The organism is Pseudomonas kilonensis, from assembly GCF_001269885.1.
GTDB lineage: Bacteria > Pseudomonadota > Gammaproteobacteria > Pseudomonadales > Pseudomonadaceae > Aquipseudomonas > Aquipseudomonas kilonensis.
The window spans coordinates 35,264-59,605 of sequence record NZ_LHVH01000018.1 but is presented as its reverse complement, the minus strand read 5'-3'; the positions used below and the strand labels follow the sequence as shown (position 1 = coordinate 59,605).

Annotated in this window: 19 protein-coding genes and 2 pseudogenes; 10 read left to right on the top strand and 11 right to left on the bottom strand. The window is 58.7% G+C overall.

The window, feature by feature from the left end:
* Positions 1-61: 61 nt before the first annotated feature.
* Positions 62-937 (bottom strand): LysR family transcriptional regulator, encoded by an 876-nt coding sequence (locus tag AD662_RS11770; protein ID WP_053187398.1) that lies wholly within the window; start codon positions 935-937, stop codon positions 62-64.
* Between the two features lie 99 nt (positions 938-1,036).
* On the opposite strand from AD662_RS11770, the gene AD662_RS11765 reads away from it, so the two are divergent.
* Entirely contained in the window at positions 1,037-2,206 is a 1,170-nt protein-coding gene (locus AD662_RS11765; protein ID WP_018600327.1) for a mandelate racemase/muconate lactonizing enzyme family protein, read from the top strand.
* Positions 2,207-2,307: 101 nt separating this feature from the next.
* Positions 2,308-3,615 carry a C4-dicarboxylate transporter DctA gene (gene dctA, locus AD662_RS11760; RefSeq protein ID WP_053187394.1) on the top strand — a complete coding sequence of 436 codons (1,308 nt, stop codon included), beginning with the start codon at positions 2,308-2,310 and terminating at the stop codon, positions 3,613-3,615.
* Positions 3,616-3,734: 119 nt separating this feature from the next.
* Here the strand turns inward: dctA and AD662_RS11755 are convergent, their stop codons facing one another.
* Positions 3,735-4,316 carry a TetR/AcrR family transcriptional regulator gene (locus AD662_RS11755; RefSeq protein ID WP_053187609.1) on the bottom strand — a complete coding sequence of 194 codons (582 nt, stop codon included), beginning with the start codon at positions 4,314-4,316 and terminating at the stop codon, positions 3,735-3,737.
* Positions 4,317-4,437: 121 nt separating this feature from the next.
* Between AD662_RS11755 and AD662_RS11750 the strand changes: the two genes are divergently transcribed.
* From AD662_RS11750 to AD662_RS11740, 3 genes are all read left to right on the top strand, one after another.
* Complete coding sequence (locus AD662_RS11750; protein WP_053187390.1) at positions 4,438-5,196, top strand: SDR family oxidoreductase; 759 nt, start codon at positions 4,438-4,440, stop codon at positions 5,194-5,196.
* A 144-nt stretch (positions 5,197-5,340) separates the two neighbouring features.
* Positions 5,341-5,784 (top strand): MarR family winged helix-turn-helix transcriptional regulator, encoded by a 444-nt coding sequence (locus tag AD662_RS11745; RefSeq protein WP_053187387.1) that lies wholly within the window; start codon positions 5,341-5,343, stop codon positions 5,782-5,784.
* 32 nt (positions 5,785-5,816) lie between these two features.
* The gene (locus AD662_RS11740) at positions 5,817-6,551 is read left to right on the top strand and encodes an NADPH-dependent F420 reductase (RefSeq protein ID WP_053187384.1); all 735 of its coding nucleotides are present in this window, start codon (positions 5,817-5,819) and stop codon (positions 6,549-6,551) included.
* A 33-nt stretch (positions 6,552-6,584) separates the two neighbouring features.
* On the opposite strand, the gene AD662_RS29285 is transcribed toward AD662_RS11740, so the two are convergent.
* Positions 6,585-6,728: a hypothetical protein gene (locus AD662_RS29285; RefSeq protein ID WP_156334904.1), complete on the bottom strand. Its 144-nt coding sequence runs from the start codon at positions 6,726-6,728 to the stop codon at positions 6,585-6,587.
* Between the two features lie 33 nt (positions 6,729-6,761).
* Complete coding sequence (locus AD662_RS11735; RefSeq protein ID WP_018605284.1) at positions 6,762-7,091, bottom strand: Luciferase-like, subgroup; 330 nt, start codon at positions 7,089-7,091, stop codon at positions 6,762-6,764.
* A 661-nt stretch (positions 7,092-7,752) separates the two neighbouring features.
* Here AD662_RS11735 and AD662_RS28485 point away from each other — a divergent pair.
* Positions 7,753-8,115 (top strand): glyoxalase superfamily protein, encoded by a 363-nt coding sequence (locus tag AD662_RS28485; protein ID WP_074849662.1) that lies wholly within the window; start codon positions 7,753-7,755, stop codon positions 8,113-8,115.
* A gap of 37 nt (positions 8,116-8,152) precedes the next feature.
* Here the strand turns inward: AD662_RS28485 and AD662_RS11730 are convergent, their stop codons facing one another.
* On the bottom strand, positions 8,153-8,764 hold the full coding sequence (locus AD662_RS11730; protein ID WP_018605288.1) for a class I SAM-dependent methyltransferase: 612 nt from the start codon (positions 8,762-8,764) through the stop codon (positions 8,153-8,155).
* 33 nt (positions 8,765-8,797) lie between these two features.
* Positions 8,798-9,712: a DMT family transporter gene (locus AD662_RS11725; protein ID WP_074849779.1), complete on the bottom strand. Its 915-nt coding sequence runs from the start codon at positions 9,710-9,712 to the stop codon at positions 8,798-8,800.
* 901 nt (positions 9,713-10,613) lie between these two features.
* On the opposite strand from AD662_RS11725, the gene AD662_RS11720 reads away from it, so the two are divergent.
* Positions 10,614-11,054 (top strand): hypothetical protein, encoded by a 441-nt coding sequence (locus AD662_RS11720; protein WP_018605292.1) that lies wholly within the window; start codon positions 10,614-10,616, stop codon positions 11,052-11,054.
* Between the two features lie 31 nt (positions 11,055-11,085).
* A complete protein-coding gene (locus AD662_RS11715; protein WP_053187378.1) occupies positions 11,086-14,016 on the top strand; it encodes a DUF4132 domain-containing protein in 2,931 nt (976 codons plus the stop codon).
* Between the two features lie 64 nt (positions 14,017-14,080).
* On the opposite strand, the pseudogene AD662_RS29650 reads toward AD662_RS11715, so the two are convergent.
* Positions 14,081-14,227: pseudogene (locus tag AD662_RS29650) on the bottom strand (LysR family transcriptional regulator); the annotation flags it as partial.
* On the opposite strand from AD662_RS29650, the pseudogene AD662_RS11710 reads away from it, so the two are divergent.
* Positions 14,208-14,450 (top strand): annotated as a pseudogene (locus tag AD662_RS11710) (C4-dicarboxylate transporter DctA); the annotation flags it as partial. The pseudogenes AD662_RS29650 and AD662_RS11710 overlap by 20 nt on opposite strands.
* A gap of 193 nt (positions 14,451-14,643) precedes the next feature.
* On the opposite strand, the gene AD662_RS11705 reads toward AD662_RS11710, so the two are convergent.
* Positions 14,644-15,630, bottom strand: a complete 987-nt coding sequence (locus tag AD662_RS11705) for a helix-turn-helix transcriptional regulator (protein WP_074849658.1) — start codon at positions 15,628-15,630, stop codon at positions 14,644-14,646.
* A 310-nt stretch (positions 15,631-15,940) separates the two neighbouring features.
* Between AD662_RS11705 and AD662_RS11700 the strand changes: the two genes are divergently transcribed.
* Positions 15,941-17,911, top strand: coding sequence for a TonB-dependent receptor (locus AD662_RS11700; protein ID WP_235862398.1), 1,971 nt, complete (start codon positions 15,941-15,943; stop codon positions 17,909-17,911).
* 23 nt (positions 17,912-17,934) lie between these two features.
* Here AD662_RS11700 and AD662_RS11695 read toward each other — a convergent pair whose 3' ends face one another.
* From AD662_RS11695 to AD662_RS11685, 3 genes are read right to left on the bottom strand one after another with little or no spacing between them, the layout of a single operon-like run.
* Positions 17,935-20,082 carry a TonB-dependent receptor gene (locus AD662_RS11695; protein WP_053187370.1) on the bottom strand — a complete coding sequence of 716 codons (2,148 nt, stop codon included), beginning with the start codon at positions 20,080-20,082 and terminating at the stop codon, positions 17,935-17,937.
* Positions 20,083-20,115: 33 nt separating this feature from the next.
* Complete coding sequence (locus tag AD662_RS11690) at positions 20,116-23,211, bottom strand: hypothetical protein (protein ID WP_053187367.1); 3,096 nt, start codon at positions 23,209-23,211, stop codon at positions 20,116-20,118.
* A complete protein-coding gene (locus AD662_RS11685; RefSeq protein WP_053187365.1) occupies positions 23,208-24,092 on the bottom strand; it encodes an ABC transporter ATP-binding protein in 885 nt (294 codons plus the stop codon). Before AD662_RS11685 ends, AD662_RS11690 begins: the two co-directional genes overlap by 4 nt.
* Positions 24,093-24,342: the final 250 nt, after the last annotated feature.

The following is a 24,342-nucleotide window of genomic DNA, read 5'->3' as shown; positions in this document are numbered from 1 at the left end:
TTTGCACACTCAAATTCTATTTTTATTGAGCAACGCAGCGCGTTACATGAAACGCGCCGGGTCACTGCCCCACCCGAGCCCAGAACGCTTCGGCCGATTGACTGAGTGGCGCCGATGGACGGGTCAGATGAATTTCCAGCGGTATGTCCCAGCTTTCGTCGAGCGCCCTGACTAGGCGCCCATCCAGCATTTCCTGCTCGGTGAGGCTCTTGGGCAACCAGGCCACGCCTTTGCTTTCCAGGGCCATGGACATCAGCACGGCTGCAAGGTGGCTGCTGAAAAGGGGTTTGAGGTGCAGGTAATCTTCTTTGCCACGCAACCTGTGGGCGACGATACGCCCCAGTCCAGACTCATGGGTGTAAGCCAGGTATGGCAATGCCGCAGGCGAGGTACCGAAGTTGGCAGAAGCACTCGCCAGAGGAACGAGAACGTCTTCACCCACCTTTTTGCCGATGAACTGATCTGGGGCGAGCAAAGGTGGAACATCGGGATGGCGATGGCAGAGCAGAAACTGAACCTGGCCATGTATCAGCATCTGCTCACAGACAGCCATGCTATCGGAGTGCAGTTGCACAGCCTCAATGGGCGCACCGCTCTCCGAGCTTCGAAGCCACCGGGGAAAAAATGTAAACGACAGGGAATGCGTTGCCGCAAATTGAAGCGACCTGGCAGCCATTCCAGCGACCTCTTGCGCCTCGTTGCGCATTCTGTACAAGCGCCTGGCAGCCTCCTGGGCACTGGGCAAAATTTGCCTTCCGGCTTCAGTCAGCGTCGCGCCTTGAGGCGTTCGCACGAACAATTGCACCCCCATCCAGCTCTCCAGCGAGCGCACTCTGCGACTGAATGCCGGCTGGGTAACGTGCCGCGCTTCAGCCGCCCGAACGAAGCTGCCGTACTCCGCAAGCGCTGAAAAATCCTCAAGCCAAACGAGTTCCAAGGGCCATGCCTCCTGTGCATAGGGTGCGGCATTAATAGCATTGGGCGGGTGACATCGCAAAGCCTAACGTGGGGCTACAAACAACAAGAGGACCCCGTCATGCGCATCGTAGACATTCGTGAAAAAACTGTTTCCATTGCCTCCCCAATCGCTAACGCCTACATCGATTTTTCGAAGATGACGTGCTCGGTTGTCGCTGTCATCACAGATGTGATTCGCGACGGAAAGCCTGTCATCGGCTACGGTTTCAACTCCAATGGCCGCTATGGCCAGGGCGCACTGATGCGTGATCGTTTCCTGGCGCGTATCACGGAAGCGGATCCAGACACGCTCATCGACCATGCCAACAACAACCTGGACCCGTTCGCCATCTGGAAAACCTTGATGACCAACGAAAAGCCAGGCGGCCATGGCGAGCGCTCGGTTGCGGTGGGCACCATCGACATGGCCGTATGGGACGCCGTCGCCAAGATTGAAGGCAAACCGCTGTATCGCCTGCTGGCCGACCGTTACCGTAACGGCGTGGCCGATGACAAGGTCTGGGTCTATGCAGCGGGCGGCTACTACTACCCAGGCAAAGACCAGACCAAGCTCAAGGCGGAAATGCAGAGCTATCTGGATCGTGGCTACGACGTCGTCAAGATGAAGATCGGTGCGGTGCCGCTGGACGAAGATATCCGTCGCATCGAAGCGGTGCTTGAAGTGGTTGGCGATGGTCGTCGGCTAGCCGTCGATGCCAACGGTCGTTTCGATCTGCAGACCGGTATTGCGTACGCCGAGGCCATCAAGCCGTACAACCTCTTCTGGTACGAAGAGGTCGGCGATCCACTGGATTACGCACTCCAGGCCGAGCTCGCCAATCACTATGAACTGCCCATGGCCACCGGGGAAAACCTGTTCTCCCACCAGGACGCCCGCAACCTGCTGCGCCACGGCGGCATGCGCCCCGATCGCGACTATCTCCAGTTCGACTGCGCGCTGTCCTACGGGCTCGTGGAGTACATGCGCACCCTCAAGGTGATGGAAGAAATGGGTTGGTCTTCCCGCCGCGTAGTTCCGCATGGTGGTCACCAGATGTCCCTGAACATCGCCGCGGGTCTGCACCTGGGCGGTAACGAATCGTACCCCGATGTGTTCCAGCCTTTCGGTGGCTTCGCTGACGGGATCCAGGTGGAAAACGGCTATGTCGGCCTGCCGGATATTCCAGGTGTCGGCTTCGAAGCCAAATCCGCTTTGTATGCCGTCATGCGTGAATTGGGCGAAAGCTGATCACCCTCGATCTGCGGTCTCTGTCAAAGAGGCCGCAGCACCCGGTGTCCCCTCTCGACGCCAAGCCACAGCCCATCACAAAAATAAAATGAGGTGCTTCCGTGGAAATCTCCAAATCCCGCTGGTATGGCCAGCTGTATGTGCAAGTACTCATCGGCATCGTGATCGGTGCAGCAATCGGTTACTTCGTGCCTGATATCGGTGCCAAGCTCCAACCCTTTGCCGATGGCTTCATCAAACTGATCAAAATGCTGTTGGCGCCGATTATTTTCGGTACGGTCGTTGTCGGTATCGCCAAGATGGGCAGTATCAAGGAGGTCGGACGGATTGGCGTAAAAGCGCTGATCTACTTCGAGATTCTTTCCACCATCGCCCTGGTCGTCGGCCTGATTGTGGTCAACATCGTCAAGCCTGGCGTCGGTATGAACATCAACGCTAGCGCGCTGGATGGCGGTGCCATCAGCAAATACAGCCAAGTTGCCAGTGAGCAAGGTGGCGCCATTGAGTTCTTTCTCAATATCATCCCGCAAACCTTCATCGGCGCCTTCTCCAATGGCGTCATGCTCCAGGTCATCCTGCTTTCGGTCTTGATGGGTGTTGCCCTGGTTCAAATGGGCGAAACCAGCAAGCCGCTGATCAACACCCTTGATCTGTTCCTGCAAGGCCTGTTCAAGATCGTTGCAATGGTCATGCGCCTGGCGCCACTTGGTGCCGGTGCCGGCATGGCGTTCACGATCGGCAAATACGGAATCGGTACCTTGCTGTCGCTCGGCCAGTTGCTGGTCGCGCTCTACCTCACGACCTTGATTTTCATCGTGGTCGTGCTGGGTGCGGTTGCTCGCTGGTCGGGCATGCCGCTCATGCAGTTTCTGCGTTATTTCAAAGATGAAATTCTCATCACCCTTGGCACCTGCTCAACCGAAGCCGTGCTGCCGCGAATGATGGTGAAGCTTGAAAAGCTTGGCTGCAAAAAATCCGTCGTGGGCATGGTGTTGCCAACCGGGTACACCTTCAATGCGGACGGCACCTGCATCTATCTCACCATGGCCGCGATCTTTATCGCCCAGGCGACCAATACGCCACTGACTTTTGTGGATCAGATGATTCTGCTGGGCGTATTCCTGCTGACCTCAAAAGGCTCGGCTGGCGTGGCGGGCGCGGGCTTCGTAACGCTGGCTGCCACGCTGACAACCATTCACTCCATCCCCCTGGTTGGCCTGGTGTTGCTCTTGGGCATCGACCGGTTCCTGAACGAAGCGCGGGCGGTGACCAACTTGATCGGCAATGGCATTGGCACCATCGCCATTGCCAAGTGGGACAACTCGTTCGATGTCGAGGCCTGCGAGCGTGAAATCGCCGCCATGAAAAACGAAAAGGCAGCAAGAAAGGCATTGCTGGCGCAAAAGTAATCCGCAAAGCGCCCCGGTCATGCCGCTTCGAATACGGCATGATCGGCCGTGGTGCAGCAGCAGTAATCTTGCGCTTTCGTTTGATAGACGATCTTGATAGTCGCTCTACTTCCCTCCGGTCACTCAGTGCTGGACGGTTCTTTCTTCAGGCTTTCGGGGCTGCCAGCGCATAGACCATCCATGACCAGGTTCATCAATCTGGCGAGACGTGAGCGCCATTCGCCCTGGGAATCTATTTGCCATATTCCGGCAGTGGCTAGAAAAAAGTCGTCGTGGGTCACCCCGCTGCGAATCGTTCCGGCCTTTTCATTTGCCCTCAAAAGCAACTCGGCGGCTGCCTGGACGGGGGCGTATCCCGACTTCCCTGGGAACTCGTAAGTAGAGGCTGCTTGCCGAATCGCGGTCGCAAGTCCGGACTTTGTCATTGCATATTCAACGAGGCAATCCATCCATTCTCGCAGGGCCTCCTTAGGTGGTTTTGTAGCGAGCAGCTGTTCGGCCAGCGAGGCCACTTGCTGCATTTCGAATTGATAAACCTCGAAGACCAGCGCCTCTCTGTTGGCGAAATGGCGATAGAACGTGCCCTGCCCCACGCCGGCTTTCTTCGCAATTGCGCTCAGCGGGACCGCAGGATCGAGTGTCAGCTCTGCCACAGCGACCTTCAGAATTCGTTCTCGGTTTTTCTTGGCGTCAGAACGCATCGCCAATTCGTCATTCCTGGGCAAAGTTTTTTCCTTCGCAGCATTGCAAAGCGGACAGTTGTCCGGTAATTTTTTGGCAAGTGGACAACTGTCCGCTTGAATCCCCTTACCGGAGTTTACTATGAACAGCACTGGCAACACGATCCTGGTTACCGGCAGCACCTCAGGCATCGGCCTTGGTCTGGCACTCAGGCTTCACAAGGCGGGAAACAACGTCATCATCGCGGGACGGCGCAAGGCTCTGCTCGACAAGATCGTGTCGGAACATCCAGGTCTTGAATCGGTATTGCTGGACGTCTGCGATCCACAATCCATCCAGCGCACCAGCGAAGCGCTTGCGATCAGCCACCCGAATCTGAACGTGCTCATAAATAACGCGGGCATCATGCACTGGGAGGATCTGACTGATCCGCAAAACCTGAGCACCGCCGAAGATATCGTGACCACGAACTTGCTGGGCACGATTCGCATGGTGTACGCATTCACTCCCCAACTGATCAAGCAGCCCAGTGCAACGATCATCAATGTCAGTTCGGCTTTGGCATTCGTCCCGCTGCCTGCAACACCGACCTACAGCGCAACCAAAGCGGCCGTCCATTCATTCACTCAAAGTCTTCGCGTGCAACTGGAGGCCTCGTCAGTTGAGGTTATCGAGCTTGCGCCACCGGGTGTACGTACCACTTTGCTGGGGCAGGAGAATGACGAACACGCCATGCCTTTGGACGAGTTCTTGAACGAAATCTTCGAGCTACTCGAGATTACCCCGACCCCACGGGAACTTGTCGTCGAACGCGCCAAACCATTGCGGCTTGCTGAAGCGAACGGTGCGCATGATGAGATATTGAACATGCTTGCGGGATACAAAGCACCGGCAGAATGAGGTTAACCGTGTCAGTGGTACCTGCCTTGATGGGCCACCGCTTGTTTGAATAGCGCCTGAAGGAGATTCTTACCCCGTGTGGTTGAAGCGTTGAGACATGTGCGCTACTTTATGTAGCGCACTAGATAATAGCTGACTAGACAAATGACAAAACAAGGTGATTTCCAGAAACGCGAGGTAGGCCAGCAATTGTCTTTTGCTCTCTACGGCGCAGCAAACCGAATGGCGCGGCTGCATAAGCCGCTTTTGGAGCCATTTGGCCTGACATTCCCTCAGTACCTTGTGATGCTCGAGCTTTTCACTGCACAGCCTCGCGCAGTGGGAGATCTCGGTACAAAGCTCGGCATGGACACCGGCACCATCACGCCGCTTTTGAAGAGGCTGGAGTTGCTTGGCGTTGTGACTCGAACGCGTGACCGAGCCGATGAACGTCGCGTGCTCATCGCGCTCACTCACGCAGGCGAGGCACTTCGGCATGAGCTTTGGGGAATTACTGAAAAGATTGAATCCGCCTGTCAGCTGACGCCTGAAGAATTGCTGGATCTTCGCGACACGCTTAATTCATTCGCACACCCAGCCAAGCGGTAACTGAATAGTGTTTTATGCGAGGAGGTATTGGAATGAAAATCGGAATTATCGGCGCAGGCAACATCGGGGCTACCCTTGCCCGTAAGCTCGCAGCGTGCGGCCATGAAGTTAAACTGGCCAACTCGAAGGGCCCGCAGAGCATTCAGAACCTTGCCAACGAAATCGGTGTACAGGCGGTGGCCAAGGAAGAGGCGGTGTCCGAGGTGGACGTTGTTATCCTCTCGATTCCCTTCGCCAAATACCCTGATCTCAAGCAGACGTTGAGCCATGTTCCCGAGAAAGTCGTCGTCATTGATACGTCCAATTACTATCCGGGACGTGACGGGGCAATCAAGGAAGTTGACGACGGCAAACCCGAAAGCGTCTGGGTAAGCGAGCAAATTGGCCGCCCGGTCATTAAGGCATGGAACGCCCTCCTCGCAGCGACACTTGCCGACAAAGGCCAACCCGCCGGGTCCTCAACACGCATCGCCTTGCCGGTCGCTGGGGATGACATCAAGGCTGAGGCAATTGCGCAGGATCTTGTCGAGGATACCGGCTTCACCGCGCTTGCCGCTGGCAGCCTTGAGAGCTCCTGGCATCAGCAACCAGGCACGCCTGCGTACTGCACAGAACTAACACTGCCGGAGCTGAAATCAGCCTTATGCGCGGCTGATAAATTGAGAGCGCCTCAAAACCGGGACGCACTTCTGGCCCAGTTCATGGCTCCCGGCAGTCAGTTCACTCATGAGCAAATTGTTGCCACCAATCGTGCAATGACAGCCTGACGACCTGATCAGACATCACTCTTGCGCGCACCGCTAAAATACAAATGAAAAGCCGCGATGGTTCGCGCTGCGCTCATATTCCAGCAGACACTCATAGTCAGCCTCACTGGCCGGCAAGACTTCCTTGATAGCCAGCGCTCGAGCAACCTCAGGAAGCTGTTTCAACGCTTCGTTCATTGCGCTCCTGATTGAATCTGCGTCCGTCGCCGTTCAATGAATCGACGTGATGTAAGGCAGGCAGGGACTGCGCACACTTCGCGCCAGGATCTTCAGGCCTTTTATCTCGTCACTGTTGTCTCTTGCAAGATAGTCGTAGGTGACGCTGTCGATGGAAGCCAAAGGTTCATATTCCTTGCGGAAAACTCCTTTGGCTTGCAGCAAAGGCACCACGCCGCGCTTGAATACTTCGAAGTCCGTTGGCAAAAACGGAAACATGAGGTTGTAGCCATCGACGGCATTCGATTCGTATAACGCTGAAAGCTTATCGGCAAGGTGTTCCGCCGTTCCGATCAGTAGCCAGGTACTGGAGCTTTTGACCAACGCTCAGTTCGAATGCCATCAAACTCAGACTCCTCCGGCAACGCGGGCAACGGGCTGTCCGGTGAAAGTCTTGTCAAGTCGAGTCGGCGATTCAAATCCGCCCTGTACGCCAGGCCTTCTTCGATCGAATTGATGAAACAGCGACTCAGTCTGGCAGGACGCATGGGCACTCCGCCTTCACCATCGTCGCCGTCACCGTCGTGACAGGAGCCGTCGTCGTACAGGTGCTCGCCATTTTGTCGTTCTATCGGGGCGTATCCGCTCGCCCTTCAAGAAAACCGTTTTCTGACCTCCCCCTGGGCCAGGCAATGTACTGCCAAGTCACCACCCACCCTGGATTTAGTTCGAATGAAGTGAACCCCATGTATTTGACGAATGCCGCTGCTCGTTCGTTGGTGCAACTCTATGGCGAGATATTGGTTTCATAATCCATGGACTTATCACTGCGAGTGGAAAAGTTCATTCGAAGGTGTTTGCCGGGGCTTGACTGACAACGCAGATTTACTCAACGCGGGATTAAGAAGCGCTGATAACGAAAACCGTAGTTTTCGAGCTCACCGCTTAGACCATCATTAGGCACTGCCATTTCGCTCAACGTTACACTTGATCTAATACTTCAATTTAAGTAATCTTCGGAAAGGACAACATCAGGTACGCACGCATGGAACTTGCAACTGCCATACCGGTTTTCAAAATTTCCTCAGAGCGGCTCGCTCGAGAGCACTATATAGATTGCCTAGGCTTTACAATAGACTGGATCTATCAGCAGCGAAACCACCCTGTGTATTTGCAAATCCGAAAAGACAAACTAGTTCTGCATCTCACCGAACACGAAGGTGATGCAGAACCAGGCGCGGTAGTAATGGTGCATGTATCAGGTATTGATCAGTTTTATCTTGAGCTTCGCACCCGATTGCCGGCTGGAAAACTTGTCATTGTAAGTCATACCGAGGCATCGACCACACTGCAAATAGCCGACCCGTTTGGCAATCAACTTAGACTGACGGAAAACAAATTGAGCTAATAAAAAACGCTGCTATGAATAGCAGCGTTTTTTTGCTTCAGATTTTTCTAGAAACAAACAATGTGCGTTTATTATGAACTGTAGCCAACGGATATGTAACCTGTAGCACATTGAGAATTTTACTCACCCTCTCTATATGGGCTTGTATCCAAGAGTATCCTTCTATGCATTCAAAAATCAAGATCCCCTCTTCGCTGCAAAACTCACATGTCTTATCAAACAGGTCTGTAAAAGACTGATTGTCGGTCTGCGAATAACCAAATCCGATACCGGCCCATACGACGCAGGTGAAACTTTCCTCGGGAAACCTGACTGTACGAACATCACCAACGGTAAAGCGAGTTCGCTCAAAGTTGGAGTAATTTTTACGAGCGTCTAATATCGCATGCGTCGAAATATCGATTCCATGGTATGCCCTGTGGCGATTCAGAGAAGCTCTTAATCCTCCGGTGTAGCAACCTACGTCAAGTATTCGGTCGCAATCATACTCTTCGATAATTCCGGAAATTACAGAGTATCTTGCAGTCAGAGCAGTGTTTGACAGATACGCATAGGCGCCTTTCAAAAATGCTTCGTCCTGCCTTGCGGGATTAGCTGTCATCGATTCGCGCTCTTCTTCTGACAGCAGCGTTTTCTCTAAAGCGGTCATTGCCCTCTCCTTGGTCTCAAGCGGATAAAAGATTCAGACGCTTTCCGTCACTTGCCTTCCCTTTGCGCTGGGCACGGGGGCTGTACTCAACTGTGCACCGGAAAATTGAGCTATAAGAGTACCCGCCAATATCAGGACGCATCCTAAAACCTCCCTGGTCCCCAGAGTTTCTCCGAGGATGGCCCAGGCTGCGACTGCGGCGATCACGGACTCCGTGCTAAGAATGATCGCGCTATGTGCTGCCTTGATATGTCTTTGAGCCAGAATCTGCAAAGTAAAACCTACCGCGACTGACATCACGCTTCCATATAGCAACGGAATGTAGGCGTCTCGAACCATCTGGCCGGATATAGGCTCCACAAAAAGTGCAAGTACCAACGACATTAGTACGCATGTTCCTGACTGGATTATCGCAAGTTTAATCGGCGGCAGACTGTGACAGAAAGAAGAAAGAGCTATCACTTGCAACGCCCAAAAAATAGAACTGAGCAACGTAAGCAGATCGCCGGGGTTAACTTGCAATGCGCCATGGACACTCAGCAAATACAGACCAATCATCGCTAAAATCACACCAACCCAAAGTCCGGCGCCGTGGCGCTGCCCAGCAAACAGGCAAAGTAAAGGCACGAGCGCGACGTAGAGGCCAGTAATAAAGCCAGTATTGGCTACTGACGCATAGATTAAAGCCACCTGCTGAAGATTTATCCCACCAAAAAGGATTACACCCACAGCAATCCCTTTCATCCAATCCTTTGAGGTGAGCTTGGCGGTGTCTTTCTCAAAATAAAGCAAAGGCAGTATCAGAGTTGTTCCGATAGCAAAGCGTATGGCTGTAAACCAAAAAGGTCCAATTGCATCCATGCCAATTTTTTGAGGAACAAACGCACACCCCCAAATAATCGCAGCCCCCATGAGTAGAACGTTCGACGTAATTGCTTTGTTTTTCATAGTACCAACGTAGCAAGGCGTGCTGCGCTTTTCGAACATGAGCGGTCGCAGGAGCCATCATTAGCGCAGCCATTATTTGCCGCGCATAGTCAACACCCAGGTTCATGCGACCCGTGAAGGACAAGTACAAATATTCAGATAGCTATCACCCACTCCTAGCCCTTGGCGTGCTATAGCTGTCAGACTCAGTATGCATTGGATTCAAATCAACCGTCCCTGGGACTAAAGTCCTCATCCATAAAAGGCCTATGAACGACAATCAGCAGCCTAAGGCTACCGAAGAGCCGAGTTCCATATTGGATCCAATTTTTAACCTTTATTTTTCACGAGCACAAGCTCTTTTTGCCATCGAGAATGGTGATACATAAATTCGATGACAGCGAATGCTTATCGGCGTGAAACCTTTTATGTAACGGTTTGGTGACAACCTAAAGAATACTGTATGAACCATCAAATTGGCTGGTTGTATTTTTATAATGAAAATCAAGAGAAGCTGCTCATAAAGTTATATGGACAGCAGCCCCTCTACCGACATTTGGCACGGGCCCTTGGTTGCTTTCTTGAACGAGTTGCTTCATCTATTTCGTGAATCCTTGAATAGCTGCCGTAGTGCGGCAGTAACGCCCATCTTGCCGACTCCGCTCTCACCGCCTAAGCCCTGAACCTTTAAAGACACATTAAATAGACGTCTCGACCGGCACGCCTGCTCTGGATGTAGTCAGGCACTGTTGAGATCGCAGCCACAACACCGGAGCATGCGATGGATTCATGCCAACCATAATCGTTCACCTATCAGGCTTCTATTACTCCGCCCGAGCGCGCAGCGCGATGAAGTTTATCGCAGACCGGGATATGCTAATGCGCCATCCCCCCGGCTGGCCTGGCTTGCAAGGAATGCGTCATGGAGTTAGTGGTTCATAGCTATTGCCTGAAAGGCGCACGCCAGGAGCCTTTGCTGCCCCCTGTCACCCTGACACCGAGTTCGTTGACCTTGACGGTCGCCGAGCTCATTCGCCTGACCGTTGCCGAGCAGATCGCCGCGCTGTCGGTCCAGCACTGGCTGGAACACGTGTCGCTGCGTGAAGTGCTCGACCGCCAATACCTGAGCGAGCGGGACGTTCTTCAGCAAGCCAGTGAAGGCGCGGTGGTCATGCCCCAAGCCAGCGCACCTCCAGACCTGGATGTCGGCGTTGAAGTCGAGCGAGCCCTGAAGGGTTTTGAAGCCCGTGCGTTCCGCGTTCTCCACAACGGCGTCATGCTGCAAAGTCTCGATGAGACAATCGAATTGAGCCCCCCTTCCACGCTCGCGTTTATCCGCCTCGTGCCGCTGATTGGCGGTTGATCTTCGTCGTTCACTTCCCTCGGATACCCTCATGCAATCACGCCGCCCTGTGCCCGATCAAGCCACACGCCTCGCTGCGCTGCGAGCATTCTGTGATAGCGCGTTGGATGACTATCCCGAGCTCAGCCAATATGACCAATTCGAGCCCGATTTCTGGGACGGCATCGACTGCCTGCGCATAGCCGATGACTGGGTCAGGCAGCATCCCCAGGAGGGGCCCAAAGCGCTGGCTGATGGTTTTGTGTTCCCGACCGTTTGGGACGATCTGGAGGACCGTCGCGATCAACAGCGCTATGGACTGCAACATCGACTCTGCGATGCGTGGATCACGGCTCACCCGGATGCCTATTCACTGGCGCAGATCTGCGCGCGACTGCAGCACATGCTGCAATTTGCTTTCGAGGACAGTGACTATCCATTGCCCACTGACGAAGATGGCCCGGCCTATTACCGAAGAAGCCCGGATCAGGCCTGGGCCTTCCCCGACGTCCCGGCGTGCATCAATCGCCTGAGCAATTACCCGCCCACCCCGGCCTGGCAGACCTTCGCCGAATGGTTGCTGGACGGCAGCTGGAACCGCGAGCAGCCCCCTTCAACGCCCGGTGACGAACAAAGGAAAATCGCCGACGCGTATATCTACGTGCACAAGGAAATCCAGCGCATCGCGCTGGGCCTGCTGGAAGCGGGCCGCCTCGACTACCCTCGCTTCGTCCGGGCAGCCAATACCTGGGGCCGCGCCATGATGTTCTATTGCGACGACACCGGGCTGGACAGCGATGATGTGGACCTGGATCGGTACGCCGAGGAAGCGTTCGACGAGGACGATTCAAACGACGAGGCCCCGGAAGACGAAGGCCTCGATGATGAGTCGTCCCAGAGCGATGAGCCCCCCACTGAAGAAGCTGCTGCGGTGCCCCCTGAACTGGTGAACTTCACCGTTCGTTATGTCGAGGACGCCCTGGCTGGATTGCCCGCTAACGCCGAGAAGCTGGCTGACACCTTCCGTTCGGTGGAGGTGTATCAGACCCGCTGGTTGTTGCAGGCCCTGGCGGTCGTCGAACGACTGGGCATGACGCCGGATAACTTTCTTGACGGATTCGGCTACACGGCCGCGGTGCTCGAGCGCTTCCTGTCGCTTCAGCAATTGCCCAGGAACCCATCGGCAGAGCTGCTCGCGGCGCTAACCGGTTTTTCCAGAAATAGCCTGCTGACCGCCCTGCCCTACGCCGGACAAGCCAGCCGAGTGGTGCTCGACGCGCTCGGTTGGAGTGATCTGCAAGCCTTCCAGCGTGAATACCTGAACATTGCCCTGGCACCTCAATCCGGCTGGGGCACCGACCTGCCCAATACGCTGGATGAAACCGTGGGTGTGGTGGACCGCTACCTGCTGGACAAGGCACTGGCCGAGGCCGACCCCGACCACCTGCGCGAATACCTCGCGGCGCTCGAACCCTCGCACTGGGCGTTTCCCGAGACGCGTGTGCTGCTCGACGCCTACCAGGGCATCGGTCGACCGGCGCTGGAAAAGAAGTTGTCCCGCCACGCACAGCCGGCAATGCGCATCTATGGCCTGCTGCCCGTCACGGGGCCGGACGACGTACGCCAGCGCTATCTGACACTCAAGAAGCTGCACAAAGAGGTGCGCAAATACGGCGCTCAGCGACAGGCCAACTCCCACGCAGCGGTGCAGGCAGGCCTGGAAAACCTGGCGCGTGCCGCCGGTTACCCCTCGGCGATTCGCCTGGAATGGGCCATGGAATCGCAGATCGCCGAATCCGCGCTGACGGCTGCCACCATCGATGGCTATGACATCACGCTCATCATCGACGGCTTGTCGCCCACGCTGCACATCTGCAAAGCCGCAAAGACACTCAAGACCGCACCGCCTGCGGTGCGCAAAAACCCAGACTTCATTGCCCTCAAAACGCAACAGACCCAGCTCAAGGAACAGATCGCCCGTTTCTGCCGCACCCTGGAAGCGATGATGAGCAGCGGCGAAACCCTGGCTCTGGACGACCTGAAGCCGCTGTTGAAAATGCCCGCGGTTCGCCTGCTGCTCGAACAGCTGATTGTGCAGGCCGACGACGCTGCGCTGGGCTGGCTCGATGCCGCAACGCTGACGGTGACTGACCTGGAAGGCCGCCAACAAGTCGCTGAAAGGACTCTGCGTATCGCTCACCCTTTTCATCTGTTCACGGCCGGACAACTGTCGGCCTGGCAGAAAGAAGTGGTGACCCATCGCCGCGTGCAGCCGTTCAAACAGGCCTTTCGCGAGCTGTACCTGTTAACACCTGCTGAGCGGGACACCGGCCTGTGGTCCAACCGATTTGCCGGTCACCGCCTCAAAGGTAAAGTCGCCGCCCGGTTGCTGCAGGTCCGCAACTGGTCGACCTCAAGCGTCGAGGACATCTACTACGAGAGCAAAGAGCACGGCATATACGCCACGTTCAACTTTCTGGACACCGGCCATTACCTCTCGGAAACAGAACACTTTACCTTCGACACGATTGCGTTCTACCGCGACCAAAAAGCCCTACCCCTTGAGCAAGTACCACCGCTGCTGTTCTCGGAAATCATGCGCGACGCCGACCTGCTGGTCTCCGTGGCCCACACCGCAGACGACTACAGCACCAGCCAAGAAACCCTGCAACGACGCGCCGAACTGGTCGGTGAGTTGGTTCAGGGGCTAGGGTTGCAAAACGTTAAATGTGAAGGGCATTTTCTGCACATTACCGGCCAGCGTGCGAACTACCGCATTCACCTGGGCAGCGCGGCCATCCATATCGAACCTGGCAACTACCTGTGCATCGTGCCCGCAGGCAGCAGCTCCACGGAGTTCTACCTGCCGTTCGCCGACACCGACAGAAAAATGGCCGAGGTGCTGAGCAAGATGTTTCTGCTGCTGGACGACATGAACATCACCGACAGCCTGATACTGGAGCAGATACAGCGCGGCGGCTGATGTGGGCGATCGAACATGGCTCTGGTCTAACGGCTACGCTATGCGCTACATGAAACGCGCCGGGTCACTGCCCTACCCGGGCCCAGAACGCTTCGGCCGATTGACTGAGTGGCGCTGTTGGATGGGTCAGATGAATTTCCAGCGGTATATCCCAGCTTTCGTCGAGCGCCCTGACTAGGCGCCCATCCAGCATTTCCTGCTCTGCCACGCTGACAACCATTCACTCCATCCCCCTGGTTGGCCTGGTGTTGCTCTTGGGCATCGACCGGTTCCTGAACGAAGCGCGGGCGGTGACCAACTTGATCGGAAACGGCATTGGAACCATCGCCATTGCCAAGTGGGACAACTCGTTCGATGTCGAGGCCTGCGAGCGTGAAATCGCCGCCATGAAAAACGAAAAGGCAGCAAGAAAGGCATTGCTGGCGCAAAAGTAATCCGCAAAGCGCCCCGGTCATGCCGCTTCGAATACCGCATGACCGGTATGTTCAAGCGTGGAGGTTACTGAAATGAAAATCGCAATTATCGGCGCAGGCAAGCCTGATGATCTGAATCGCAGCCACGGCCAGACCACGTACAGGGTCACGGACGCGACGCCATGGAGCGGTCACTTGCCCTGGCGGTTTTGACTCACTTGGCCGAGATCGATAATTTACTTCTTCCGCCCTGTTTGAGGATCGAGGGATTGATCCCGAACTGTTTGCGAAAGGCTGTGGCGAAATGGCTTGCATTGGCATAGCCAAGGTCCGAGGCGATTCTCATCACCGACTCTTCACCGTTCAACAATCGACTCCGGGCCTGGATCATCCGCGCTTGCTGGAAGACCCCGTAGACGCTGTTCAAGAACAGTTGGCGAAACCCGCGCGTGAGCTTGGGCTGGCTCATTCCGGACTCGCGAGCGAGTTCTGACAGGCTTGGCGCCTTGCCCAGATCGGCAAGCAGTCGTTCGCGCGCGCGCAACAGGCGTTGGCGATCGATATGACTGACACGGCAGGTGCACCCCACGTTGCGCCGTGCCTCCAGGAACAGGCTGACCAGCGTCACGCTCTGGCCATACAGCCAGAGGCCGCTTCGGGGTTGGCTCATCGGCGCGTCTGGTCCCTGGTCCATGGCCATGCACAACAGATGCGCGGTCGCGCTCATTTCGCCACTGCGGTGGCCATCAAGAAAACAATGATCGCAGGCCAGTGCCTTGTTCAGCAGCGGATCGAGTTTCAACTCCCACTGTGACAGCACCTCGGGGCGGACCATGACCGTGATGTTGTCGATCTCGCCGTGCTGGTGATAGAGGCCATCGCGACGACGGCCATAACTGATGCAGCCCGCGCCTTCGTCAATCACGTAGCGGCGCTGCCGACGGCCGTCACGGAAGCTGCAGGCGGCCTTGCCCTTGAGCAGGTTGGTGAAGCTGAAGTGAATGCAGTCGCTGTCATCCTGCAAGGGCAATTCGATCGGCTGCTCGAACTTGCTTTGCCAGCGCACGATGTCGAGTCCGTCCTGCAGGGCCATGCGCGTGACCCGACAGTGCGCCCCGGGTCCGAGGTCGCTTCCATATTCTCCCGTAATGATTCGCGAGACCGGCATCGGCTCTCCTGCGCCTCCTTGAACGACTGACATCGTGAATCTCCTGGCTGACCGGATACGGCTCGAATCAGATCACATCGGGGTAGAGTTGCGCAATTGATAATTATTAGCATCTAGCGTGTCACCCTGCTGCGCCAATTCGTTACTGCCAACGGTCACGCGCACCGCTCAAAACCTCAGTCAAGGTCCCATTATGTCTGCACGACGCAACACAACGACCGTCCCTCGATCTTGCTACAAGCGTAATACTATAACAATAGTTTTAACTTGGACACTAACCAGTCCAGTCCTCGCCGCCACTGGTGAAGTCTTCGAATTACCCGTCTCGACGGTGACCGCGCGCATGGAGCAGGAAGATCCCAGGGACCTGCCCATCAGCCTCAGCGTCATCAGCGGCGAGCAACTGCGTACCCAGCGCCTCGACACGCTGGAAAGCGCCTTGCGCAACAGTTCCGGGGTCAGCGTCAATTCATCCGGCGGCCCCAATGATTTCAACGTGTTGATCCGTGGCGTCGGCTCGCTGTACCAGATGTCGATGGATGACAGCTCAGTGGCATTCAACATCGACGGGGTACCGGTATCGTCGCGCAGCCTCGGTTTCGGCACCCTGGATATCGACCGCATCGAAGTGCTCAAGGGCCCCCAGGGGACGATGTCCGGTGCGATTGGCCAGGCCGGCGCGGTGAACATCACCACCCGCCAGCCGACCCGTGAAGTGGAAGGCTATGTGCGCGGCGAAGTCGGCCAGGAGGGCCAGTTCCTCAGCGAAGGGGCCATCGGCGGACCGATCAGCGACAGCCTCAGCGGTCGCCTGGCGGTGCGCCGTGCCGGCTACGACAGCTGGATCGACAACGATCAGAGCAACGATCCCATCACCCAGCCGCGCAACGAGGCTTATCGCGCCAGCCTGCTCTGGGACCTCAACGATGACACCCAAGTGCTGTTCAGCGCCGAACGCCAGAAAACCGAGCGCGCCACCAACTCGCTGGTGCTGCGCCCCTATGGCAGCGACCCCAGCCTGGACCTGACGCCCGGCCTGTTCGACGACAATTACAAGACCACCGAGCGCTACACCGTCAAGGTCGATCATGACTTCGCCAACAGTCGCCTGACCTCTACAACCGCCACCTCCACCGCTGACTTCGAGGGGTTGATCGCCTACGACAGCAAACTGATGGGTGCGCTGTACGGCACGCCCAGCGAGTACTGGGTGGTGGACAAATCCTTCGAGCGCAGTTGGAGCCAGGACCTGCACTTGAGCTCGCTGCCCGACGCCGACACGTTCTGGATCGCCGGCCTTGCCGCCAGCCGCAACGAGCGCAGCTACGACACGCCGCGCAACACCTACGGCAGCACCAGCGCCAGGTTCCGCGATTTCACCACCACCACGTATGCCGGCTACGGCGAAATCACCTTCCCACTCACCGAACGCCTGAAACTCACGACGGGCTATCGCCATTCCTGGGATCGCAAGACCTACGATGGCCAATACATCGATGGCGCCAGCGCCGTGGACGATTCACGCAAGCTGACGGACCACTACGGCACCGGCCGCGCGGCCCTGAGCTACGCGCTCACCCCGCAAACCAACGTCTACGTGCAACTGGCGCGGGGCTATAAATCCGGGGGGTTCAATGATTATGCGTCGCAGGTCAGCGACAGCGCGCCCTACAAGCCCGCGGTCAGCAGAGCCGCTGAACTGGGTTTCAAAAGTGAAACAGAAGATCGCCGCGGCAGCTTGAACGGTGCGCTGTTCTACACCCGCGTGCACGACGACCATCTGCTGGGCTACAACGCGGCAACCTTCGCCACCAATGCGTTCAATGCCGATACCCGCGCCCGCGGTGCCGAACTGGAAGGCACCTGGCACTTCGACCATGGCCTGACCCTGGCCGCCAGCGCCACCTACCTCGACGCCAAGATCACCAGCGCCGTGCGCGGCATCCAGGCCGGTGACGTCGCGGCCGGCAACCGTACCCCGGATGTACCGCGCTGGAGCGGCAACCTCAACATCAGTTGGCAGCACCCGTTGGGCACCTTCGCCAGCATGGGCGAAACCACCCTGAACACCAGCCTCAATTACCACCTGGTGGGCGAACGCGCAGCCGATCCGCAAAATCATTTCAACCTGGACAACTACGAGAAACTCGACCTGCGCGCAGGCCTGGAAAGCCGGTTTGGCGAAGTCTATGCGTTTGCCGACAACCTGCTGAACCAAACCTACGACACCTATGGTTTCTACAGTGACCCGGTGGCCTACGGTGCGCCGGCACGGCGGCGCACCTTGGGTGTCGGCTACACCTATCAGTTCTAACCTGCCTTTGACTCAAAGGGCGTTCAGAACGAATAGCTGTACCCGACGCCGGCCGAGCGTCCTCGGCCCGGCATACCGGTCAGCACTTGATCGGTGGAATACGAACCGTACAGGTCATATCGCGCATCAAGCAGGTTGTCGCCCCACAGGTAGACTTCCGAACCGCCGCTCTCCACGCCCAGGTGCAGGTCCAGCTTGGCGTAGCCCTTGAGGTCGTAGTGATTCTGCGGGTCGGCCGGGCGATTTTTCTGCACGCGATAGTTGAGCAGCGTATTCAGGCGCGGCGCCGGCAAGCCCAGGAACGCGCCCAGGTCTTTCTGCCAGGCGACGCTGAAGTTGCCGCTCCACAGCGGCACATCCGGCACACGACTTCCCGCCGCGACATCACCGCCAGAAACCCCCGGAGCATCGGAAGTCACCACCGCGTTGGTGTAGCTAATGGCGCTGCCCAATGTCAGCTCATCGGTGACATGCCACGTGCTCGACAGCTCGGCGCCTTTGCTGCGGGTGTCGGCGTTCACGGCGCTGACCGCCAGCGTGTTGAAGTCATACCCCAGCAGGTGATCGTCCTGCACGCGGGTCAGGAACAACGCCCCCTCCAGGCTCAAGGCCCCCTCGGCGCTTTCATGCTTGAAACCGACTTCGACGGCGTTCACCTTGGCGGCCTTGTAGGGCTCGCTGTCCTTGACCGAGGTGGCGTAATCGTTGAAGCCGGCTGATTTATAGCCTCGCGACAGCACCGCATACAGGTTCGTCTGCGGCGTCAGCGTGTAGCTCAGCGCCACGCGCCCGGTGCTGTAGTTATCCTGCAACCGGCGGTTGTCACCGACGGTAATGCCGGCGCTGGAATAGTCGGCCCCATAGGTCTTGCGGTCCCAGGTGTGGCGCAGGCCGGTGGTGAGTTTCCAGTCTTCGGCGATCGGGTACGTCACCTCGCCGTAGGCGGCATAACTGTTGGTGCTGAACTCGCGCATCTGTTGTGCGCCGTTGGTGAAGTTGTCGGAATCGAAGCTGCGCTCGGAGCGCGACAGGTTTACCCCGGTCACCCAGAACACATCGGCGTCCACCAGCGAGCCCAGACGCAGGTCCTGGCTCCACACCCGCTCATGGGCAGAATCTTCGATCAGGTATTCGAACGGTGAACCGTACAGGGCCTCGGTGATGTTGCGGTCATAACCTTTGACCGCGTTGAAGTCGGTGCTGGTGTAGGCGCTGATCGAGGTGATTCGCGACTGCGCCAGGTCATGATTGAGCTCGAAAGAATAGCGCTCGTTGGTCTTCTGGTTGCCATCGAACGTACCGGGCGTGTAGTCCAGGCTGGGACGATTGCCAAACGGGCGCAGCAACTCCAGGCCGGCATAATGCTCGGCGCGCTGGCGCTCGGCGGTCAGCAGACCGGTCGTGCCTTGCTCGTTGTCCCACAGCAGGCTGCCGCGCAGGGCCAGGTCGCGAGGCTGGGTCAATGGGTCGCCGTCCTGCTGGTCGTCGACCCAGTTATCGAAGCCGCTGCGGCGCACGGCAACGCGCCCGGCCAGGGTTTCGGTCAATGGCCCGCCCACGGCGCCTTCGCTCATGAACTGGCCTTGCTGGCCAACTTCGCCGCGCACATAGCCTTCCACGTCGCGCGTTGGCTTGCGCGTGGTGACATTGATCGCGCCCGCCTCACTGTTACGCCCCAACAGCGTGCCCTGGGGGCCCTTGAGCACCTCCACCCGTTCCACATCGAGGGTGGCCATCGCCGCGTTGCGCACCGACATCGGCACCCCGTCCACATTCAGCACCACCGAGCCGTCGTCCATGCTCATCTGGTTCAGCGAACCGACCCCACGGATGCGCACATTGGCGTCGTTGGCGCCGCCCCAGGAGTTCACATCCACACCCGGCGTGGTGCGCAATGCGTCTTCAAGCGTGCGCAAACGCCGGGTTTCGAGGGTCTGTCCGTCGATCACAGAGAGCCCGAAGGGAATATCCTTGGCGCTCTCCTCGTTCAACCGGGCGCTGACCATCAGCGGCGCCAGCTCGATCACCGGCGCGCTGGCGGCAGGTTGATAATCAGCGGCATAGGCCGTGCACATCTGGCTGGACAAGGCCAGCGCCAGGGTTTGGGTCAAGACATTCTCCCGCCAGCCGAGGGGACGGCGTAGCGGTTGGATAGACAGCTGTGATGACATGAAAAAGCTCCAGGCAAAGGGGATGGTTCGAATTCATTGCGCAGGCCCCCAGCGCCTGAGCGCTGCGGTGATCGCCTGATCGGAGGGCGCGCCCAGCAGGTCCTGGATCGCGGCGGGCCATCCCTGGCCGTTGCGGATATTTGCGGTCATCGCCGTCAGTTGTCCGACGCTTTGCCCGGCCACCCAATCCAGGCTGGCCAGCGGTGCATACGTCGCGACCCAACCCTGTTCCCGGGCATTGGCCAAGGTGCCGATGGGCTCGCCGTCATTGCCCAATGCGCGGGTCAAGTCATCGGCCATCAACTTCACCAAGGCCGAGCGGGCATCAGCGCCATCGACGTCGCCGACACACAACAAGCCGATCGCGCCCGCCACGCCCTGGCTCAGCCACAGATAGCCCGGGGCCTGGCGCAGGTCGCTGGCGTCGATCAACATTCGGCGTGCGAGCAGTTCGGCGATATGCGCGCGGCGCGCCCAGCGCCCGACGCTCACCTGCGCCACGTCCCAATCCGGCGCCTGGCTGAGCAACAGATGGCGCTGGCTCAACTGGCTGCCCCCCATGCCGGGCGGCCACTGGCTCAGGGACTCGACGGCCGGGCGGCTGCCCAGGCGCCGAGCCACACAGGCGGACATGACGTCGAGGTCTTCACGTACCTCGCGGGCGGTTTGCTGGCGACCGGCATCAGCGAGCACTTGCACGCCGTCGAGGTCTTGCGTCGCCGCCACGTGATAGGCGAAGTCCAGTGGCCCTACGCTGTGGCCGTTGAAAGCCTGACCATCAACCTCGATCAGCCACTGCCACGCCGCCGCCGGAGCCACGGCGTCCACGGCGACTGACGCCCCTGCCGGCACGCTCGGTACTTGAGGCGGCAAACCGGCTTCGGCACGTTGTACCGGCGCGCGCAGCAAGCGCTCGCTGTCCAGGCCCAGGCGCGGCATCAGGCGGCGCGCTTGCAGCCACACCCCTCGCGGTCCCAGCCAGATTGCATCACCTTCGGAAGGCCAGCCGGCGGCATCCAGCGTCCAGTTCAGTTGCACGTTGCAGCCGCTCGCCGCGCACCCATCCAAGGGCACACGCAGGTGCCCGGCCGCCTGTTCGAAAACCACCGGCCGCCCCATGACGCTTACCGCAGCAACCTGCAAACCCGGCGGCAGTTCTGCGTCCAGGCGCTCATTGGCGGCGGTCACGGCCCCCAGCGTCCACTCACCTTCAACACGTCGTGCAACGCTATCGATGCGCAAGTGCAAGCGGCCGTCGGCCACCTGCCAGGCACCCGCCCCGGCCAACCATCGCTGTTCCCATTCGGCACGCTCGGCCCGTTCTTCGGCCACCGACTGGTAATCGCCCTGCTCCACCAGATGCCGATGCAACAGCACACCGCTGCCCAGTAAACCCACGACCCCCAACACCAGCAGCGCACCGGGCAAGCCCCGCAGGCTGCGGCGTACATCGATGAGACGCCGGCGCTCCGGCCCCCGAGGCAAGGCCAGCGCCGCCACCGCAACCAGTACCAGGCAGCCGGCCAGTTTCCAGCTGGTCAAGGTGGCCAGATAAGGCAGCCAGGGCGCCCAGCCCGTGAGTTGTGACAAGGCCACATGGGCCGGTATCGCCATGGCATAGGCGGGATAACTGACCAGCCCCAACTCATGGTTGAGCACCAGGAAAAACGTCAGCAACATTGACGTCGCGTACGCCAGGCCGGAGCGACGGACCAACGCATGCACCAGCACCGTGAGCATCGCCAACTCCAGCAACGGCGGCGCAAACACCAGCGCCTGATAGATCAGCACAAAGCCCGGTGCCAGGTTGTCGGGGGCGACCAGCGCGCTGATCACCAGGCTGGCAACACCCGGTACCAGCGCCAAGGCCAGTGTCGCCGCCAGCACGCAGGCCACCTGCCCCAACAAGCGCAGCCATGCCGGTGCCGGGGTTGCCTGCAACATCGCCCCCAGGCCTTCGACGTCATCGCGCCGACACACCAGCCCCACCAGCGCCGCGACAATAAAAGCGATCACCAGGAACGATGCGCTCGATAACAGCGGCAAGATCAGGTCCGGTCGCGGCACCATCGGCCCGCGCGCATGCCACACGATGTGGACAAACCCACTGAGTATGCCCATGGCCAGCAGCAACCCGAGGGCCACCCAGCCAATGCGCCGGGCAAACAGCTGCCGCACCTGCCAGCGAACCTCACGCCACAAGGCCCGCGACCACAGGCTGGCGGATAATGGGCCGGGCAGGCGAACGTGGCTCGCCAGCAGCATCGGTGGCTCGGCCAATACGGTGCCACTGCGTCGGCCCATCAAACCCTGGCGGCTGGTGCGGGCCAGGACGACGGCCAACAGCAACAAAGGCAACCCACACCACAGCGCCCGGTTAAGCCAGAACCCCGGGGTCAAGGCCAATAGCGATTGGGACTTCTGCGCGGCGCTCCAGGTTTCCACCTGGGCCTGGGCAAAGGTAAACAGCGACGGGTCAAGGCTGGCGGCCAGCAGCGGGTTGATATGGCCGCCCTTGAGCACCACCACCGCGAACATCCAGAGCAGCATCAACACCGTCGCCAAGGCAAACGGCGCAGCCAGGCCTCGGCTGCGCAAGGCCAGCAGGTAATACAACGCACCGATCCCGGTGCTCACCGGCAACAGCAAGGCGACCCAGGCAAACCCCAGTGCCGACCACATGGGCGCGCCGATGCTCGCCGCCGGCACCCAGTCGAGCCAGCCCAGCACCGGGCTGACGAGAAAACCGACGATCAATGAACTGGCGAGCAAACCACCCACCAATGCCGCACCGATAAAACGTCCCCACAACAGCGCCGGCAGCGACAGCGGCAAGGCCAGCAGCACTTCTTCCAACTGCGCCTTGCGATCCCTCAGGGCGGGTTGGGCAAAGACCCAGGCCCAGGCAAAAAACAGGAAGAACATACAGCCGCACGACATCAGGTAAATCAGGCTCGGGGCATTGCGGGCGATCTCGCTGGCGCCCATTTTCTGCACATAGTCGGCGTTGGCCAGGGCCATTAGCAGGTAGCCGGTCAGGCCGAGAAAGACGAGTAACGGAATGCCGCTGCGCAGCCCGGCGCGTACTTCCACCCAGGCTTCGCGCATCAGCAGAGCAAAGGTATTCATGCGTCGATCGCCTCACCTGCCTGGGCCAATGCCAGGTAATAGATGTCTTCCAGGCGCGGCGCATGGGGCAGGAAACGTGGATCGGCAGGACGCTCGCCGTGCACGATCACGCGGCTGCCCAGCGGGCTGGCGGCCACATGCAAGGCGTCGGGCAGCGACTCGCCACGGTCGAAGGACGCTTCCCACAATCGGCCCTGCTCGGCACCCAGCAACTGCGCCGGGCTGCCTTCGACAAGGATCTGCCCACCGGCCAGCACCGCCAGTCGGCTGCAGAGGTTCTCGACGTCTTCGACGATATGGGTCGAAAGCAACACGATGGACTCAGCGGCGACATCGGCGAGCACTCGATGGAAACGGTTGCGCTCCGCCGGGTCGAGGCCCGCCGTGGGCTCATCGACGATCAACAAGCGTGGCGAGCCCACCAGCGCCATGGCGATGCCGAACCGGCGCAGCATGCCGCCCGAATAAGTGGCGAGCGCCCGATGGGCGGCCTGCTGGAGGTTGACCTTGTCCAGCAGGCCCTCGATTTCCTCGCGGCGCTGGCGGTTGTCGGTACGACCCTTGAGCCAGGCAAAACGATCGAGCAAGTCCCGCGCACTTACGCCCGGATACGCGCCCAGTTGCTGCGGCAGATAGCCCAGGCGGCGGCGCAAATGATCGGAATCGGCCAACACATCCACCCCGTCCAGGTGAATGCTGCCGGCGTCGGGTTGCTGCAGGGTCGCCAGGGTCCGCATCAGGCTGCTTTTGCCCGCGCCGTTAGGCCCCAGCAAGCCATACATCCCGGGGCCGACACTCAGGTCCACGCCGCGCAGCGCTTCGACGCCGTTGTTGTAGCGCTTGCGCAGGCCGCGCACTTGTAAACCCGAATCGACAGACATCCACAACTCCAACCAAAGGGACACAGGCCCTGCAAAGAGGGCGGCGAGCGACGGTAGTCAAGGCCATGGGGCGGGCTCTACCCGATTCAAGTCATTTTCCAACCGCATCCTGCGAGCGATCGGCGTTGTGCGTAGCCACCACGGCACTGCAACCGGTGAGCGATACGCGGATGCGGGGCAAAAACGATTCGATCCGGGTAGTTGGCAAAATGAGAATGACTAGCATCTTCCCCCATGCAACTGCCTGCCC